Annotated in this window: 19 protein-coding genes; 10 read left to right on the top strand and 9 right to left on the bottom strand. The window is 64.5% G+C overall.

Annotation, left to right across the window (positions count from 1 at the left end):
* Positions 1 to 13: 13 nt before the first annotated feature.
* The gene (locus IVB31_RS15660; RefSeq protein WP_247323628.1) at positions 14 to 157 is read left to right on the top strand and encodes a zinc-binding dehydrogenase; all 144 of its coding nucleotides are present in this window, start codon (positions 14 to 16) and stop codon (positions 155 to 157) included.
* A gap of 26 nt (positions 158 to 183) precedes the next feature.
* Here the strand turns inward: IVB31_RS15660 and IVB31_RS15655 are convergent, their stop codons facing one another.
* Complete coding sequence (locus IVB31_RS15655; RefSeq protein ID WP_247323625.1) at positions 184 to 1,332, bottom strand: helix-turn-helix transcriptional regulator; 1,149 nt, start codon at positions 1,330 to 1,332, stop codon at positions 184 to 186.
* A 375-nt stretch (positions 1,333 to 1,707) separates the two neighbouring features.
* On the opposite strand from IVB31_RS15655, the gene IVB31_RS15650 reads away from it, so the two are divergent.
* The 5 genes from IVB31_RS15650 (at position 1,708) to IVB31_RS15630 (ending at position 5,394) form a co-directional block, all read left to right on the top strand.
* Positions 1,708 to 2,208, top strand: coding sequence for a hypothetical protein (locus tag IVB31_RS15650; RefSeq protein ID WP_247323623.1), 501 nt, complete (start codon positions 1,708 to 1,710; stop codon positions 2,206 to 2,208).
* A gap of 150 nt (positions 2,209 to 2,358) precedes the next feature.
* Positions 2,359 to 2,538 carry a hypothetical protein gene (locus tag IVB31_RS15645; RefSeq protein ID WP_247323620.1) on the top strand — a complete coding sequence of 60 codons (180 nt, stop codon included), beginning with the start codon at positions 2,359 to 2,361 and terminating at the stop codon, positions 2,536 to 2,538.
* A 162-nt stretch (positions 2,539 to 2,700) separates the two neighbouring features.
* Positions 2,701 to 3,387: a heme-binding beta-barrel domain-containing protein gene (locus IVB31_RS15640; RefSeq protein ID WP_247323610.1), complete on the top strand. Its 687-nt coding sequence runs from the start codon at positions 2,701 to 2,703 to the stop codon at positions 3,385 to 3,387.
* A gap of 19 nt (positions 3,388 to 3,406) precedes the next feature.
* The gene (locus tag IVB31_RS15635) at positions 3,407 to 4,114 is read left to right on the top strand and encodes a dihydrofolate reductase family protein (protein ID WP_247323608.1); all 708 of its coding nucleotides are present in this window, start codon (positions 3,407 to 3,409) and stop codon (positions 4,112 to 4,114) included.
* 8 nt (positions 4,115 to 4,122) lie between these two features.
* Positions 4,123 to 5,394 (top strand): NAD(P)/FAD-dependent oxidoreductase, encoded by a 1,272-nt coding sequence (locus IVB31_RS15630; protein WP_247323606.1) that lies wholly within the window; start codon positions 4,123 to 4,125, stop codon positions 5,392 to 5,394.
* 44 nt (positions 5,395 to 5,438) lie between these two features.
* On the opposite strand, the gene IVB31_RS15625 is transcribed toward IVB31_RS15630, so the two are convergent.
* The 7 genes from IVB31_RS15625 to IVB31_RS15595 form a co-directional block, all read right to left on the bottom strand.
* Positions 5,439 to 5,762, bottom strand: coding sequence for a hypothetical protein (locus tag IVB31_RS15625; RefSeq protein ID WP_247323602.1), 324 nt, complete (start codon positions 5,760 to 5,762; stop codon positions 5,439 to 5,441).
* 164 nt (positions 5,763 to 5,926) lie between these two features.
* Positions 5,927 to 6,496, bottom strand: a complete 570-nt coding sequence (locus tag IVB31_RS15620) for a cysteine hydrolase family protein (protein ID WP_247323600.1) — start codon at positions 6,494 to 6,496, stop codon at positions 5,927 to 5,929.
* A 251-nt stretch (positions 6,497 to 6,747) separates the two neighbouring features.
* The gene (locus IVB31_RS15615) at positions 6,748 to 7,095 is read right to left on the bottom strand and encodes a DUF3088 domain-containing protein (protein WP_247323598.1); all 348 of its coding nucleotides are present in this window, start codon (positions 7,093 to 7,095) and stop codon (positions 6,748 to 6,750) included.
* Between the two features lie 36 nt (positions 7,096 to 7,131).
* Positions 7,132 to 7,722, bottom strand: coding sequence for a hypothetical protein (locus IVB31_RS15610; RefSeq protein ID WP_247323597.1), 591 nt, complete (start codon positions 7,720 to 7,722; stop codon positions 7,132 to 7,134).
* Between the two features lie 197 nt (positions 7,723 to 7,919).
* On the bottom strand, positions 7,920 to 9,233 hold the full coding sequence (locus tag IVB31_RS15605; RefSeq protein ID WP_247323596.1) for a tetratricopeptide repeat protein: 1,314 nt from the start codon (positions 9,231 to 9,233) through the stop codon (positions 7,920 to 7,922).
* Between the two features lie 15 nt (positions 9,234 to 9,248).
* On the bottom strand, positions 9,249 to 10,271 hold the full coding sequence (locus IVB31_RS15600; protein WP_247323595.1) for an aldo/keto reductase: 1,023 nt from the start codon (positions 10,269 to 10,271) through the stop codon (positions 9,249 to 9,251).
* Positions 10,272 to 10,581: 310 nt separating this feature from the next.
* On the bottom strand, positions 10,582 to 11,007 hold the full coding sequence (locus IVB31_RS15595; protein ID WP_247323593.1) for a PaaI family thioesterase: 426 nt from the start codon (positions 11,005 to 11,007) through the stop codon (positions 10,582 to 10,584).
* A gap of 70 nt (positions 11,008 to 11,077) precedes the next feature.
* Here IVB31_RS15595 and IVB31_RS15590 point away from each other — a divergent pair, with 70 nt between their 5' ends.
* Positions 11,078 to 11,704 carry a CoA pyrophosphatase gene (locus tag IVB31_RS15590; protein WP_247323591.1) on the top strand — a complete coding sequence of 209 codons (627 nt, stop codon included), beginning with the start codon at positions 11,078 to 11,080 and terminating at the stop codon, positions 11,702 to 11,704.
* Between the two features lie 71 nt (positions 11,705 to 11,775).
* Positions 11,776 to 12,990: a hypothetical protein gene (locus IVB31_RS15585; protein ID WP_247323590.1), complete on the top strand. Its 1,215-nt coding sequence runs from the start codon at positions 11,776 to 11,778 to the stop codon at positions 12,988 to 12,990.
* A gap of 158 nt (positions 12,991 to 13,148) precedes the next feature.
* On the opposite strand, the gene IVB31_RS15580 is transcribed toward IVB31_RS15585, so the two are convergent.
* Positions 13,149 to 13,454 carry a hypothetical protein gene (locus IVB31_RS15580; protein ID WP_247323738.1) on the bottom strand — a complete coding sequence of 102 codons (306 nt, stop codon included), beginning with the start codon at positions 13,452 to 13,454 and terminating at the stop codon, positions 13,149 to 13,151.
* Positions 13,455 to 13,648: 194 nt separating this feature from the next.
* Here IVB31_RS15580 and IVB31_RS15575 point away from each other — a divergent pair, with 194 nt between their 5' ends.
* Together IVB31_RS15575 and IVB31_RS15570 are read left to right on the top strand one after the other, a co-directional pair.
* Complete coding sequence (locus IVB31_RS15575) at positions 13,649 to 14,128, top strand: hypothetical protein (RefSeq protein ID WP_247323589.1); 480 nt, start codon at positions 13,649 to 13,651, stop codon at positions 14,126 to 14,128.
* A 172-nt stretch (positions 14,129 to 14,300) separates the two neighbouring features.
* The gene (locus tag IVB31_RS15570; RefSeq protein ID WP_247323587.1) at positions 14,301 to 15,248 is read left to right on the top strand and encodes a TAXI family TRAP transporter solute-binding subunit; all 948 of its coding nucleotides are present in this window, start codon (positions 14,301 to 14,303) and stop codon (positions 15,246 to 15,248) included.
* The last annotated feature ends 16 nt before the right edge of the window (positions 15,249 to 15,264 follow it).

Raw genomic sequence — 15,264 nt, 5'->3', positions numbered from 1 at the left:
CGCAAGCGTCGCGATGGCGTCCTCGTCGCGCCGGTCGTCGACAAGGTGTTTTCCGTTTGCGCAGGCGAAGGAGGCGCTCGTCTACCTCGAGAACGGTCGTGCGAAGGGTAAGGTCGTCGTCGAGCTGGGGTCCGACGTCTGGGATTGCCCCGTGTGAAGGGCTTCGTTGACAGTCCCGCGACCTCACACCGGAAACGTCAGCGAGTTCGCCAGCCGGACCAGATCGACCTGCCTTCGGCATCCCGTCTTTTCGAAGAGGTGAACGAGGTGGCTCTTCACGGTGCTGACGGAGACGCCGAGCAATGCCGAGATCGCGTCGCGTGTGTGTCCCTCGCAGATGAGCTCGAAGATGCGAATCTCGGCCGGCGTCAGATCATAGAGCTGGTTGAGCGCATCGTGAGGCAATCGCGGCGGCCCCGAGGCTGACGTCACGAACAGTGCGGCGGCGGCCCTCTGGATCAAGCCGGATCGCATGTGGCTGCGCCGTAACGGCAGAACGTGGATGACGAGAGGGTCACCGCCCTGGCGGGGAATGGGGATACCGATGCCTTTTTGCCCGAGCCTTGCCTCGTCCTGTGCGGCCTGTGCGACCGCCGATTGCAACGTGCCGGTGGTGGTCGCAGACTGGACGGCGATCCGGCCCTGTCGCAGCACAATGGGATCGCCGGCTGCGAGCATCGCCGTGGCTGCGGCATTGGTGTGGACGATCTTCGAATCCTCGTCCGCCAGCACGACGCCGACCGTCAGGGCCTCGACCGTCGCGGCGAATGTCGTGGCCTCCACCGCCTTCAGGTCGAACAGATTGCTGATCGTCACCGCGCGGCGGACGTGAGGCGCCAGAATACGCAATCCGGCGAGCTGCGCATCGCCGATGGGGCCGGCCGATCGATGCTGGCTGAAGATCGCATTTCCAATCATCGTCCTGTCGCGAACGAGGCCGACGGCAACGGCGTCGAACAAGCCCTTGGGCAGGGCCCATTCGCGATAATAGCGATTGCTGGAAATGATGTCCTGCCGAACGGCCTGGGATTGAACGATCGGTTCTCCGAGCGGGTATTGCTGAATGCGCTCGGCGCCGCCCCAGAGCTCGATGATGTCGGCCCCATAGCCGATCGCGTTCTGAGACATCTGGGCGAGGTCGCTGGTGCCGGAGACCGCATTGACGACGGCCTTCATGTTCGAGAGACTCGCGACCGAGAGTGCGCCCGTGGCAAAGCCGAACTCGGCGCATATCCCGTCCAGAACTTCGGTCCAGCCTTCGGGCGCGATCACACAATCGTAGATACTGCCGATGAGGTCCGAGAACTTCTCGACCGAAGCCTGCTGCTGCATTCCCAACCACTCACATGAAAATCCGACGTCACTTGAACGCTAGTTTAGGAGTGGCTTCATCGCCTATGGCGCATTTCACAATCCCGAGGCGGTGATCTTACCACCGTGACTCCGTGGCGCAAACGGGAACACCGAACACAAATCCTTGGGGTGGCTTGTTGGCAACCGTGACGAATTCCGCGTTCGTTCTCTGCTGCCGCAAGTCCAGTGTCTGTTCTGCTCGATGCCTGCTCAAAACTGCGGCAGGTGCGATGCGGAGCGCGTCGGCAGGCCGTTTCAAGTTGCAAGGTTCTTCTCCATGCGACCTGGATCAGGGCGTGATATCCTGGTCCTCGGGCCGAAATTGACCGTCCCCGAATCTGAAAGGACATGGCCATGACCTTGTCGTCACGCTTCGTTGCGCGTCCCGCTGTCGCCATCTCATCGATTGCACTGCTCCTGTGCGCACTCGGCGGCACCGCGATGTCGCAACCGACGCCGACCACGACCGCCGCCGACACCCAGCTTCCCGGCGTCACGGTTGATGCGCCGAAGCACGTGGCGCGGCCACACCGGCCAGCGCATCATGCGACAGCGCGCGGGACCGCACCGCGCACGTCAGCCGCTTCGACGGCGTCACTGGTGCCGAACTCGGACGTCGCGAAGCTCGCCAAGCTCGCCGCCGCCACGGGTAGCTGCGTCGGCGGTTGCCAATCGAGCTTCAAGGCTGGCGACAAGCCCTGGGTTGGCTGCAACGCTTCGGGCGGTGTCTATTCGTTCACGTGCCGTAACGTCGGCAACTACAAGACCTACGACGAGTGCAAGGAAGCGGGACGCGTCACCGGTTGGCGGTCCGGCGAAACCTCGGCATACTGCAGCAGCCTTGCGTTGAAGTAGCAGCGCAGATGGCCTCTCCTCCGATTGCACGAGGCGAGTGGCAAGCGCATCGACCGTCAGCGCGTGATTGACGGCACATATCATTCCAGCCGATCAGTCTAGCCTGTTGCCTGGTGGATCGCAGTGATCCACTAGGCAAAGGAAAGACTGATGCGCAACTACATCCTCGTGGCTCTCGCAGCGATCGCATTGGCGAACGTGGTGACACCCTCGAACGCGACCACCATCGTCCGCGACCATCGCGATCCGCCCGTCGTGCGCGACCATCGCAATCAACCCATCGTGCGGGACCACCGGAATCAGCCTGAGGTCCGCGATCACCGCCACTAGCCGTCCTTGCGGCGGAGCCGAACTGAGGCGGTTCGGCTCCGCTTCGCGTCATGTATCGTCTGCGCATGGCGCCTACGTCCATTCGCGATTGTGAGGCCTGAGAAACGAGCCACGCCAGCGCGCTCGTGCTATTGCTGCCCCCGCAATAACGCGAGGACACGCATGCTCCCTCTTCCCGCCGATATCTTCACCGAGCCCGAGGACGTCTCGCCCGACAGCCTTGCCAATCTCGGCCCGCTCCGTCGTCTCGCAGGCGTTTGGCAGGCCGACAAGGGCATCGACATCAATCCGAAGGCGGAGGGTCCGGAGCGGCGGACCTTCATCGAGCGCATCCGGATGGACCCGATCGATCCGCAGGCCAACGGACCGCAGCTGCTTTACGGGCTGCGCTATCACATCCACATCAACACGCCCGAGGAAGACATCACCTTCCACGACCAGGTCGGCTACTGGTTGTGGGAGCCCGCGACCGGGCTGATCATGCAGACGCTGGCGATCCCCCGCGGGCAGGTGCTGCTGGCCTCGGGCAAGGCCGGACCGGACGACAAAGAGATCTCCGTCACTGCGAAGCGCGGCGACACCGCCTACGGGATCTGCTCGACCGACTTTCTGGAACAGGCGTTCCGCACCGACGTTTACCGCTGCGACATCACCTTCAACGACAACGGCAGTTGGACCTATCTGATCCAGACCGAGTTGTTCGTACGCGGCGCGCCGTTCAACCATCGCGACACCAACACGCTCCAGCTCGTCGCGCCGCCAAAGCTCAATCCGCTGGCGCTGATCGTGAACGATCGCGCCAAAGGAAATGAGACGGGGAATGAGAAGGGAAATGGGCCGGCCGCCTGAATTTCGCCCGGAGATAAGCATGAAGCCCTATGTGATCTGTCTGATGCACGCCAGCCTGGACGGCCGCACGCATCCCAGCCGCTGGCGTCCGAAGGGGGCGGGCACAGACTGGTTCGAGAAGATCCATGACGAGCTCGGCGGCGATGCCTGGGTGATCGGCCGCGTCACCGGCTCGGAGTTCGCAAAAGGCAAGGCCTACCCTGCGACGGACGCGAAAGTCCCGCGCGAAAACTGGTTCGCGCGACGGGATGCGAAAACCTATGGCGTCGTGCTCGACGCGCAGGGCAAGATCGGCTGGGGCCGCTCCGACATCGGCGGCGATCCGATCGTCGTGGTGCTGACCGAGAGCGTCTCCGATTCACATCTGGCCGGGCTCCGCGGCGAGGGTGTGTCCTACATCTTTGCCGGCAAATCCGAGATCGACCTCGCGCTCACGCTGGACATCCTCAATCGCGAGCTTGGCGTGAAGCGCCTGCTGGTCGAGGGCGGCGGCGTCGCGAATGGCGCGTTCCTGCGCGCCGGTCTCATCGACGAGTTCAATCTGATCCTCAGCCCTGCGATCGATGGCGCCAAGGGTGCACCTTTCGTGTTCGACTCGACGGACGCAGACGGTGACCGGCGCGCGCCCTTGACCGCCATGACGCTGGAGAGCGTGCGGGAGCTCGGCGGCGGCGTCCTGCTGCTGCGCTATCTGATCCAGAACGACCCGCACGCCGAGAGCACGTAAAGCACTGCATGTCGGGACAATCAGAGCACATCGTCGTCGTCGGTGCCGGCGCGGCCGGCCTGGCGGCGGCGCGCGAACTGGCGCGCGCCGGCAGGACAATGACGATTCTGGAGGCGCGCGAGCGCTGCGGCGGCCGTATCCATCCGCTGCCGGCCTCCCAGTTCGGCTACCCTGCCGACGGCGGCGCCGAATTCGTCCACGGCGAGGCGCCGGTCACGCGCGCTTTGCTACGTGAGGCCGGACTGTCCCTTCAGGGGATCGACGGCGAGCATTGGAGCTTTGACGGCGCAGACATCCTGCGTGAGGACCACCACGATCCGCACAAGGCCGAGCTGCAAGCCGTGCTTCGGGACTTGAAGGATGACCTCACTGTCGCCGATTTCCTGCGCCGACATTTTTCCGGAAACGACTACGCGCCGATGCGGCATTCGATCGAGCGAATGGTCGAGGGCTACGACGCGGCCGATCCCGAGCGCGCCTCCACACTGGCGCTGCGCGAGGAATGGATGGACGGCGGGCACGCTCCGCAGGCGCGTATCAATGGCGGCTATGGTGCGCTGGTCGACTTCCTGACGGCCGAGTGCCGCAGGCTCGGGGTTGCGATTCAGCTCGGTTGTGTGGTGTCGGCGATTGAAGAGGAGCGCGGTGCGATTGCCGTCCGTTGCGTCGGCGGCGATCTGCGTGGCTGCGATCGCGTGATCCTCACGGTGCCGCTGCCGTTGCTGCGCGAGATCGCCCTTCCGGAGCGCGCACGCGTGAAGGTCGCGGCCGCCGACGACATCGGCTTCGGAAATGTGATTAAAATCCTGCTGCGCTTCTCGCGGTCCTGGTGGCGCGAGCGCAAGGGAGAGCTCGCCGACATGACCTTCCTGCTGTCCGACCAGACGATCCCGGTGTGGTGGACGCGATATCCCGGCCAGCATCCCGTGCTCACCGGCTGGTTCGGCGGCCCGCGCACGGCAGCGCTGGCGCACCTCGACCCGCAAGCGCTGATCGATGCCGGGCTCGGCTCGCTGGCGGCCATTTTCAAGCAGCCACGCGAAAATATCACGCGTGAGCTCGTGGCGGCATCAGCGACCAACTGGGCGCACGATCCCTTTGCCCGCGGCGCTTATTCCTGGGCGACGCCGCGAACGCGCGAGGCGCAAACGATCCTCGGGCGCGCCGACGGCGCGGTGCTATTCTCCGGCGAGGCGCTCTATCGCGGCGCCGACATGGGCACGGTCGAGGCGGCGCTGGCGAGCGGTCTGGAGACGGCGCGGATGATCTTGCGGGGATAGCTGACGAGCAAGAAAAAGGCCCGCACATCTGCGGGCCTTTCGTCTCACCAGCGGCTGCCGCCGAATCCGAGCGTCACGCCGGGACCGCCGCCGCCGTAATATCCGTACGGTCCACCGCCGTAATAGCCGTGATGCCGCGGGTAGTAGCCGTAGCTGCGGTAGTGCGGGCGATAGTAACCGTGATGGCGGTGGTGAGGACGCCAGTGATGATGGTGGCCATGGCCGTGATGATACCTGTGCTGCGCGCTGATATCGGTCGACTGGCTTTGCGCGCTTCGCTTCGCGCTATCGTTATTGTCCGCGTGCGCCGCCGATCCGCCGGCAAGCGCCGCAGCACCGACGGCCATCGCGACAAAGAGATACTTCATGTCATCACTCCAGTTGAATGTCGTGTGACAACAGATGGGCTTGCTGCGCGTTCCGACCAGTGCGGGCGTCGAAACGACGCAGTTTCACCGGAGTCTGATTGGCACGAATGGGGCCTGTCGTGAGATTTATTGCCGCATCGCCGACGTCGATCGCAACTCTGCCATCACTCTGCCGCGAATGACGCAATCACGTCGTCGCTGGTGACGATGCGGGCGAATTCGCCGTTGAGATTCGACAGCGTCATCGCATGGATCTCATCGGCGGAATGCCTGTCGCCATCCGGCCCGATCCGCTCGAACGTCCAGGTCGCATCGCGCACCAGATGCGCGTCGAAGTCGAGATTGCCAGCCATCCGCGTCGTCGTCTCGATGCAATGATTGGTGGTGGCGCCGCAGATGACGAGCGTGCCGATGTTGCCTGCGCGCAAGCGCTGTTCCAGATCGGTGCCGATGAAGGCGCTGTTGACGCGCTTGACGATCACCGTCTCGCCCGGATGCTCGCGCGCCTCGTCCTTGACGGCGTAGCCGGAACGCGATGGCAGAAACGATGAATTCGGCTTCGTGCCCTCATGGCGGATGTGGAAGATTGGCGCGCCGCCCGTTCTGAACGCCTTCAGCAGATCGGAAATGCGCGCCACCGCATCCGGATTGTTGCGCCGCTTGCCCGCCGCCTCCCATTCGTCGAACGCGCGCTGGACGTCGACGACGATGAGGGCGGGGAGGGGGCGGGGCATGGACGCGGCTTTCAGGCTTGCTTGCTGCGCAAGTATGCGCGGCGAAGAAGACAACGCACAATGTCAATCTTCCCTCGTTTCGCGACGCCTCGTGCCCCGGACGCAGCGCAGCGTCTCTTCGACGTTACGCTGCAGAGCCGGGGCCCACGCTTCCAGGCGTGTCCGTGCTGCATGGGTCCCGGCTCTGCGCAGCAACGCCAGGAGCGTTGCAGCGTGTCCGGGACAAGAGAGCCGCGCGAGCCCTCTCACGCTCACGGATGCGGATCGGGAAACCCATGTCGCTCGGAGAGTGCGGCGAGGATTGCGTCCTTGTCGGCAATGAACGCGTGTCCCTGATGGCTGCCGGTCTGGTGCGGCGAGGTCGCGCCGTCAGCGAGCACCAGAAGCGGCAACGACTGGTTCTCCTCGCCGATCAGCGCGATCACCGGCTGCCTCGGCAGCGGCCACGCGATGCGCTCGACGTCGAGCTTGTCGGCGAGCCGCGGAAACGAGGCGAGCACACCTTCGATCAATGCGCAGTGCCAGCAATAGAAGCGCCGTCCTGGAAAAGCCGGATCCTCGAAACCGGGGCGCAGCAGAAACAGGCGGTCGCGCGTCATTCCGGCTCTCCGAAGCATCGACGCGATCAGGAAGAGCTATTTGAACGGATCCTGGATCGACGGCGCCGACTGACGAATGCGGCGCACGCTCACCGGCGTGCCGTCGGAGACGAACAGCAGCTCGTACTTCCGGCCCTCGCTGTCCGTGGCAGAGCAGGTGACATCAGTCACCTTCCTGGCGGCGAAATTGCCGGTCTGGCGGCAGAGGCCGGTGGAGGTCTGCTCGGCCGGCACCGGCAGGCCGTCGACCTTCGGCCGGTCCTTGGAGTTGAGCAGCATGCGATCGATCGGCAGCTCGTAGGAATTGTCGTCGGCGCGCTTGCCGTTCTCGCCGGAGAACGACACGACGTGATTGTCATCGGAGGGATCGTCGACCGCGACCGCGAAATTGACCCGGCCCCCGTCGCCATGGGCGTAAGCCACCGTCTTGCAGGCGAAGGTGCGGCCGGCGACCTGCAGCGTCCTGCAGTGGCCGGACATCAGCGCCAGCAGGTCGACAAAGGCGTTCTGCTGCGCCGGTGGATTGTTTATGGGAATGGGAGCGGAAGACTCGGCAAAACAAGGGCTTGCCAAGGCGACGAGGGTGGAGACCAGGGTGGCGGCGAGGATTGGTCGGCAGAGGCGCATTGGAAGGCTCACATGCCAGGGAACCGGGGAAAGGCTCCGCCCAACAACCATCGAACCGCAAATTGGTTGCGATCCCGTTTGTTTAGCCAAGCCCGCCTGGAATACCACCGCGCCACCCATTGGCGATTCGCCCCCGATCGCCTCAATCCGTCCTAGCAGGCAGTTGCTGCCAGGCCGATGTTTTTTTCGTGGCAGGGCTAGCCCATCGCCGCCTGCCAGCGCATGTCGCGCAAGGACGGACGGCGGTGCAGGCGGGCGTTCAACATGGTGCGGGCGCGGGGCAGCTCGCCGCCGCGCATCAGGGCGACGATAAAGGTGTCCTCGATCAACTCGCGCTGGGCGTGACTGCCGCCGATGCGGACGACCTCGGTGAGGACAGGCGCGAGCGTTTGCACGCATGCCGCGTAGTCTTCATCGGCAAAGGCCGCGAGCGCATGGCAGATCGCCGGCACGACGGGACCGGCCGGCAGCTTGCCGTCGGCGAGCCGCTGCTCGATCATGGCTAGGCGCGCGGCGAGCGCCTCGCGGTTTTGCGTTGCCGCTGCGAACAGCGCCATGTGGACGTCGGCGAAGGGCAGGCTCGATTTGGGGAACAGTTTTTGCGCGGTAGTGTCGGCCTCGACCCACAGCGCCTTCGGCACGGCGTGGCCGTAAGCCGACAGGCGCCAGAGCAGCGAGGCAGCGTCGGTGATGACGTTGAGCGGGGGGGCCTGCGTCGCCTGCGGCTGGAGCACGTCGGCATAGATCGCAAGCGCGCGCGCCGCATCGCCATGCTCGAGCGCGCCGAGCGCCTGATGCCAGCGGATATGGCCGTGCAAAATTCCGGCGCGGTCGTAAGAGGGAAGCCAGTCGTCGACGAGCCGGTCGGCCTTCTCGATCGAACCGTCCTCGAACATCGCATGCAGCACGGCATGCGCGGCGTGGGCGTTCTGCCGGCGGAGGTCAAAACCGCGCTCGGTGATGCCGCGGCCGCGCACGACGTCGCCATTCTCCGTCATCGCCCAGCCCGACATGGTGAGGAACCACCAGTCCTCGCCATAGTGATGCGCGACGCGCTCGCACAGCTCGTGCCGCGCGCGGTCGTGATCAGCCATGCCGGAGAAGGCGAACAGGCCGAACGCGCCGAGCGGCAGCGACAGCACGACGGCATCGCGCGGCCATGCGTCGACGTGCTTCATCGTCGATGCGATCGCCTCGGGCAGCCGGCCTTCGATCGCGAGCGCCAGCGTCTCGACATGCGAGCGCTCGCGTTCCGTGCCGCGCTTTGCCACGAGCTCGCGCGCGAGCGCTGCCTTGCCGCGGGCCAGATCGCCCTGCTGATAGAAGCCATGCACGCGGGCGCGGGCGATAAGGGGCAGCGCGAAATCGGGATCGGCCGCGATGGCGCTCTCCAGCGCCTCCACCGTGCCGGTCCAGCCGGCGAGCATGAGGTCGACACCCTCGCGATAGGCGGCCGCTGCCTGTTGCGAAGAGGTGGAGAGTGGCAGGCCGTAGCGGTCTTCATGCGCCATCGTCGTCTTCCGCTCTCACGCCGTCCGCGCGCGGCGTCCTTCGATCGGATAGGCGGGGTCGTTGTAGCCAGGCGTCGAGGGATGGCCGGGGACGACCAGCCGATCGATCAGCGCCTCGTCATCCCCAGTGAAGCGGTAGTCGAGCGCGCCGATGTAGCCGTCCCATTGCTCCTCGGTGCGCGGGCCCGCGACGATTGATGAGACGAAAGCGGAATTCAGCACCCAGGCGACGGCGAACTGACCGGCGGTGATGCCTTTCTTTTCGGCGTGGGTCTTGATCTCCTGCGCGAGCTGGAGCGATTCCGGCCGCCACTCCGTCTGCATCATGCGGGTGTCGTTACGGCCGGCGCGCGTCTCCTTATCGGGGGCAGTGTCGGGTTTGTACTTGCCGGTGAGCACGCCGCGCGCCAAGGGGCTGTAGGGCACGATGCCGAGGCCGTAATAGGAACAGGCCGGAAAATGCTCGACCTCGGGCATGCGGTTCATGGCGTTGTAATAGGGTTGGCTCACCGCGGGCCGGTCGATGCCGAGACGGTCGCAGATGTTGCAGATCTCGGCGACCCGCCAGGCACGATAGTTCGAGACGCCGAAATAGCGCACCTTGCCGGCGCGGATCAAATCGCCCATCGCGCGCACCGTCTCTTCCAGAGGCGTCGAATGGTCTTCCTTGTGCAGATAGTAGATGTCGATGTGATCGGTGCCGAGCCGCTTCAGACTCTCATCCGCCGCCTGCAACACCCAGCGTCGCGACAGGCCGACACGGTTAGGGTCGCTGCCCATATCGTAACTCATGGGGTTCGCAAGTTTCGTGGCGAGCACCCAGGCGTGACGATTGTTGCCGATCGCGCGTCCCACGACCTCTTCGGATGCACCCTTCGAATAGGCGTCCGCGGTGTCGATGAAATTGATCCCTGCATCAAGCGCCTTTGCAATGATCCTCTTCGATGCGGCCTCATCGGTCGGCCCGCCGAACATCATGGTACCCAAACAGATCGGCGACACTTTAAGGCCGCTGCGGCCGAGTTGGCGGTATTGCATGGGGTGTCCTTGCTGCTCTTGTGGCACCAGCATAGCCATCTCACTCCGTCATTGCGAGCGCAGCGGAGCAATCCAGAGATGCGTCGGCGGAGAGATTCTGGCTTGCTTCGCTGCGCTCGCAATGACGAGGTTGGGGAGGCAGCTCGCCACACTCTCAACTGTCATCGCCCGACTTGCTCAGGCGATCCAGTGCTCCGAGGCGGCCGTGATTGATTGAGGGGCTGCGGCGTACTGGATTCCTCGCCTTCGCGGGGAATGGCAGCGGTGATCTCGCGGCCCTGTCCCGCCACAACCGCTCCCAACAGCGCGCCTACGCCGGCCCCTTCAATATCTTGAACACGCCGTTGGCCATCACGACGCAGCGGTCGTCGACGGAGACTTCCGTGCTCATGAAGATCAGGCTGCGCGTCGCGCGCACCACGCGCGGGCGGGAGATCAGGATGTCGCCGATCTGGCCGGCTTCGACGAAATGGGTGTCGAGCTGCACCGTTGCCATGAACTCCTTGCCGGAGACGTAGCGGGCGGTCATGCCGCAGGTGCGGTCGGCGAACGTCATCATCACGCCGCCCTGGACCATGCCGCGGCGGTTGTGGTGCTTGTCTTCGGTGGCGAGTGCGAATTCGTGATGGCCGTCGACCTTGCGCTCCCACAACGGGCCGATCAGGTGCATGAAGCCCGTGGTCTCCAGGACGGTCCAGCCGTCTGATTTCAGCCTTGCGGCGGTCTTGTTGGTCATCTCTGCGTCGATCCTCGCCCGCGTGTCTCTCCTCGTTTCATCGAGCGCAGTCCTGGTGTAGTCAAGCATCATGAGAGCTTTCGACGATGCCACCAGACGGAATATCGCAGAGGCCTGCGCGTCCTTCGCGCGGCTGCCTGACGAGGCCGCGCCGTCGGCATTGAAGCGTGCCGCGGTGGTGCTGGCGCTGACCGCATCGCGTGACGGCGACGACACCGCCTTCCTGCTCACCAAGCGCGCCTCACATCTGCGCGCCCATCGCGGCCAGTGGGCGCTGCCGGGCGGACGCTGCGATGCCGGCGAGACGCCGGTCGAGGCGGCGCTGCGCGAGCTGGATGAAGAGCTTGGCCTTCGCCTCGCGGGCGCCGATGTGCTCGGCACGCTCGACGATTATCCGACCCGTTCCGGCTATCTGATCACGCCGGTCGTGGTCTGGGCCGCGGATAATGCCGCGATCAAACCAAACCCTGACGAGGTCGCTTCGGTTCACCGCATCGCGCTCGCGACGATCGAGCGCGAGGACGCCTTCGATTTTACCGCGATCCCCGAGAGCACGCGCCGCGTCATCCGTTTCCATCACCAGATGAGCCTGATCCACGCGCCGACGGCGGCGCTGATCTACCAGTTCCGCGAGGTGCTGGCGGGACGGCACACCCGCGTCACCGAGCTGGAACAGCCGGTGTTCGCCTGGAAATGAGCCAAAAGACGAAAAAAGAGGTAAACGGCGCGTTAACGTGACGGTTACCGGATGCCTGCTAAGAGGGCAGCATGCATCATTCGATTCGAAATGCCGTGAGGCTGGTTCCACTCGCGCTCGTCCTGCTCGCGCCTGCCGCGCGTGGCGGCGAGTCCGATGCGCTGCCGCCTGCCGTCAGCAATGCCAAAGCGCAGCTCTTGTCGCAGTTTTTCGCGCAAGGTGGGGCATCCCCGGCCGTGCTCGAATATCGCCGCAAGCTGCAGGAATATCAGGCGGCGCGCGCCGCCTTCGACGAGGAGGCCGGCGCCTATTGGAGCCAGATCTCCGAGAAGCGGAAAGGCCGCAACGCCAAGCGGCGCAGCGGGCAGCAGGTGACGTTAGAGGATTACGTGCTGGAGCATCCGCCGCTCTATAACGGGCCGAAGCGGCCTGTGAACCCGGAGCCGGAGGAAACGCCGGATCGTCCCAGCAAAAAGCCGATACCCGTCGTCGCCGATCTGCTGCGCGCGGCGCAGGAGCTCTACCAGTTCACGCCGCAGCGGCCGCCCTCCGAGGTCGAGTTCAAGCGCGTCTATGCGCGCTACGCGCTGGCCTCTGGGCTGACGCGCGAGCAGGCCGTGCGGGTCTATGCGTTCGAGACCGGCGGCACCGGCAGCTACGACGTGCAGGCGGGCATCGAGCATGGCGGCAAGCGCGCGATCTCGACCGCGATGGGCTACAACCAGCTGCTGACCACCAACAGCGTCGAACTGCTGGCCGAGCAAGGCCATGAATTCATCCGCGCGCTCTCCGACAAGGTGGCGAAGACTTCGGGGCCGGCGCGCCAGGCGCTCGAGCACAAGCTCACTGTGCTGAAGAAAATGGTGGCGCAAGCGAAGTCGGTGCCCGACACCTGGTCGGAGCACGAGAAGATCGGCAACACCGCGCAGGGCTGGGCCATGCACGCCATGGTGCTCGACATCGACATCGGCCCGATGCTGCAGACCCACAAGTTGCTGACCTCGGTGCTGTTCGCGCGCGCCAAGGGTTACAGCCGTCCGCTCACCGCTGCCGAGCTCGAGATGATGAACCTCACCGGCGACGGCACCGGCCTCGACATGGTGACGATGCCGCAGGCGATGCGCGAACAGGTGCCGACCTCGAACTTCTTCCAGCGCGGCGGCTACGAGCGCAACCCGGTCGCGATCCGCCACAACACGGTGGCGAAGCTGCTGGCGGTGACGGATACGCGGATGGACTCGAACAGCAACAATGCCGGCGCACGCGAGCTGGCAGGGGCATTTTAGAGGCGTCGTCCCGGCGAAGGCCGGGACCCATCACCGCAGGGCGTAGTTGGGAGGACAGTCGTTTGGCACTGCGACCGTCCGCAATCGAGGAATCACGCGGTATGGGTCCCGGCCTTCGCCGGGACGACAGCAGCGTGTGGCGTCGCTGCGACCTCGCCCTACTGATCCGACCCGAACTTGAACTTGCCGTCGCCTTCCAGATACGGGCCTGAGCGCATGTAGAGCTGGCCGTTGTGGCCGATGAAGAACAGCGTGCCCTTCGGCACCTTCTTGGCGCCCTTCAAGAGCTCGCCGGCATTGCTGGTCCCCATCTTGTAGGAGAAGGTCTTGCCTTCCTTGTCATAGGCATAGCCCGTGTCGGGCTTGAGCTCCCACGGCGTGGCCGCGGTTTGTGCGCATACTGGCGCGGCTAACGCCCCGAGCAGCGTTACGAGTGCAAATGTCTTCGTTGAAAATGCTGCCATCATTCATCCTCCCCGCCATTGGGTTACCCCTCTTGAACAAATCACGAACGGCTTTTACAGGTCAATTTGTGAAAGCGCCGCAGCGCATCAAATCCTGCCCAGCAGTTTGTGATTTTCCCTTCGTCCCCGCGCGACTATGTTCCGCTTTCCGTCTAGAACGCAACTCGACAAAATTATGGGTAGGGATGATTCGGATGCGCCATGTGATTAAACTTTGCTGGGCTGCTGCATTGTCGCTGACGGCGCTGGCGCCGGCCGCGCGGGCCGATGATTACCAGCTCAGCCACAACCAGCGGATTTCCTGCAGCCGCGGCCTGGCCCCGGGCAAGCTGAACACCGCGACCTGCAAGTCCTACACTTACTTGTTCAACACCAAGACCTCGGAATATTTCCGCTGCCAGGTCTCGCTGGCGCTGACCCGCGACAACAAGGAAGTCATCAACGTCCAGACCGACGGCGGCTGCACCAAGAAGCCGCGCATCTTCGAGACCGACGGCCATTACGATTTCGACGCTACCGAGACCGAGCCGCCAAACACCAATTCGTTCTTCGGTCCCGGCGGCTACTCGGTCTGGGCGACCGACGTCAGTGCGCAGAAGGTGCGCGGCTGCATCATCATCTCCTCCGGCCTCGGCTCCGACATCTCCAAGTGCCTGGACATGACGTTCCAGTGAAGGCTTGCCGGTGCGATCGCGTCTCTCCTGCGCCACGTCGCCGCACCCGCCAGGTTCCTCAAAAATCAAGCCGGGTCAGCCATTTACCGCAATCCTGTTGTGACTTTTGGATAGGTTGACCCGGTCCTCCCGTCCGGCCAATTTCCCGGCCGGTTTGGGGAGTGGAAAAATCATGAAACGGACGATATTCGGCGCGGTCGCGGCTCTTGCGCTGGCGGCGACGGCACCTTGCGCGCATGCGCAATCCTTCATCAACGTGCTGACCGGGGGCACCTCCGGCGTCTACTATCCGCTCGGGGTCGCGATCGGGAAGATCTACGGCGACAAGATTCCGAACGTGAAGACGCAGGTGCAGGCCACCAAGGCATCGGTCGAGAATCTGATCCTGCTCCAGCAGGGCCGCGGCGAGATCGCTTTCACGCTCGGCGACTCCTTGAAGGCCGCCTGGGACGGCGACGAGGAAGCCGGCTTCAAGACCAAGCTCGACAAGCTCAGGGCCATCGGTGCGATCTATCCGAACTACATCCAGATCGTCGCGACCGCCGAGAGCGGCATCAAGACGCTGGCAGACCTCAAGGGCAAGAGCCTGTCGGTCGGCGCGCCGAAGTCCGGCACCGAGCTCAATTCCCGCGCGATCCTCGCGGCGGCCGGCATGAGCTACAAGGACCTCGGCAAGGTGGAATACCTGCCGTTCGCCGAATCCGTCGACCTCATGAAGAACCGCCAGTTAGGGGCGACCCTGCAATCGGCCGGTCTCGGCGTCGCCTCGCTGAAGGATCTCTCGACTTCGAGCCCGATCACCGTGGTGTCGGTGCCGAAGGAGACCGTCGACAAGATCGGCCCGCCCTTCATCGCGGCGATCATCCCGGCCAACACCTATACCGGGCAGGACAAGGACGTGCCGACCGCGGCCGTGGTCAACTATCTCGTCACCAGCTCGGCGGTGTCGGATGATCTCGCCTACCAGATGACCAAACTGGTCTACGACTCGCTGCCCGAGCTCGCCAACGCGCATGTGGCCGGGAAGGAGATCAAGCTCGAGACGGCCGCCAATGGCAGCCCGGTTCCGCTGCACCCCGGCGCGATCCGCTATTACAAGGAAAAGGGGTTGATCAAGTAGGATCGGCTCACTCTGT

Source organism: Bradyrhizobium sp. 21 (genome assembly GCF_023073335.1).
Lineage (GTDB): Bacteria > Pseudomonadota > Alphaproteobacteria > Rhizobiales > Xanthobacteraceae > Bradyrhizobium.
Note: the sequence above shows the minus strand (reverse complement) of the source record. Positions and strands in the feature narration are given on the sequence as shown.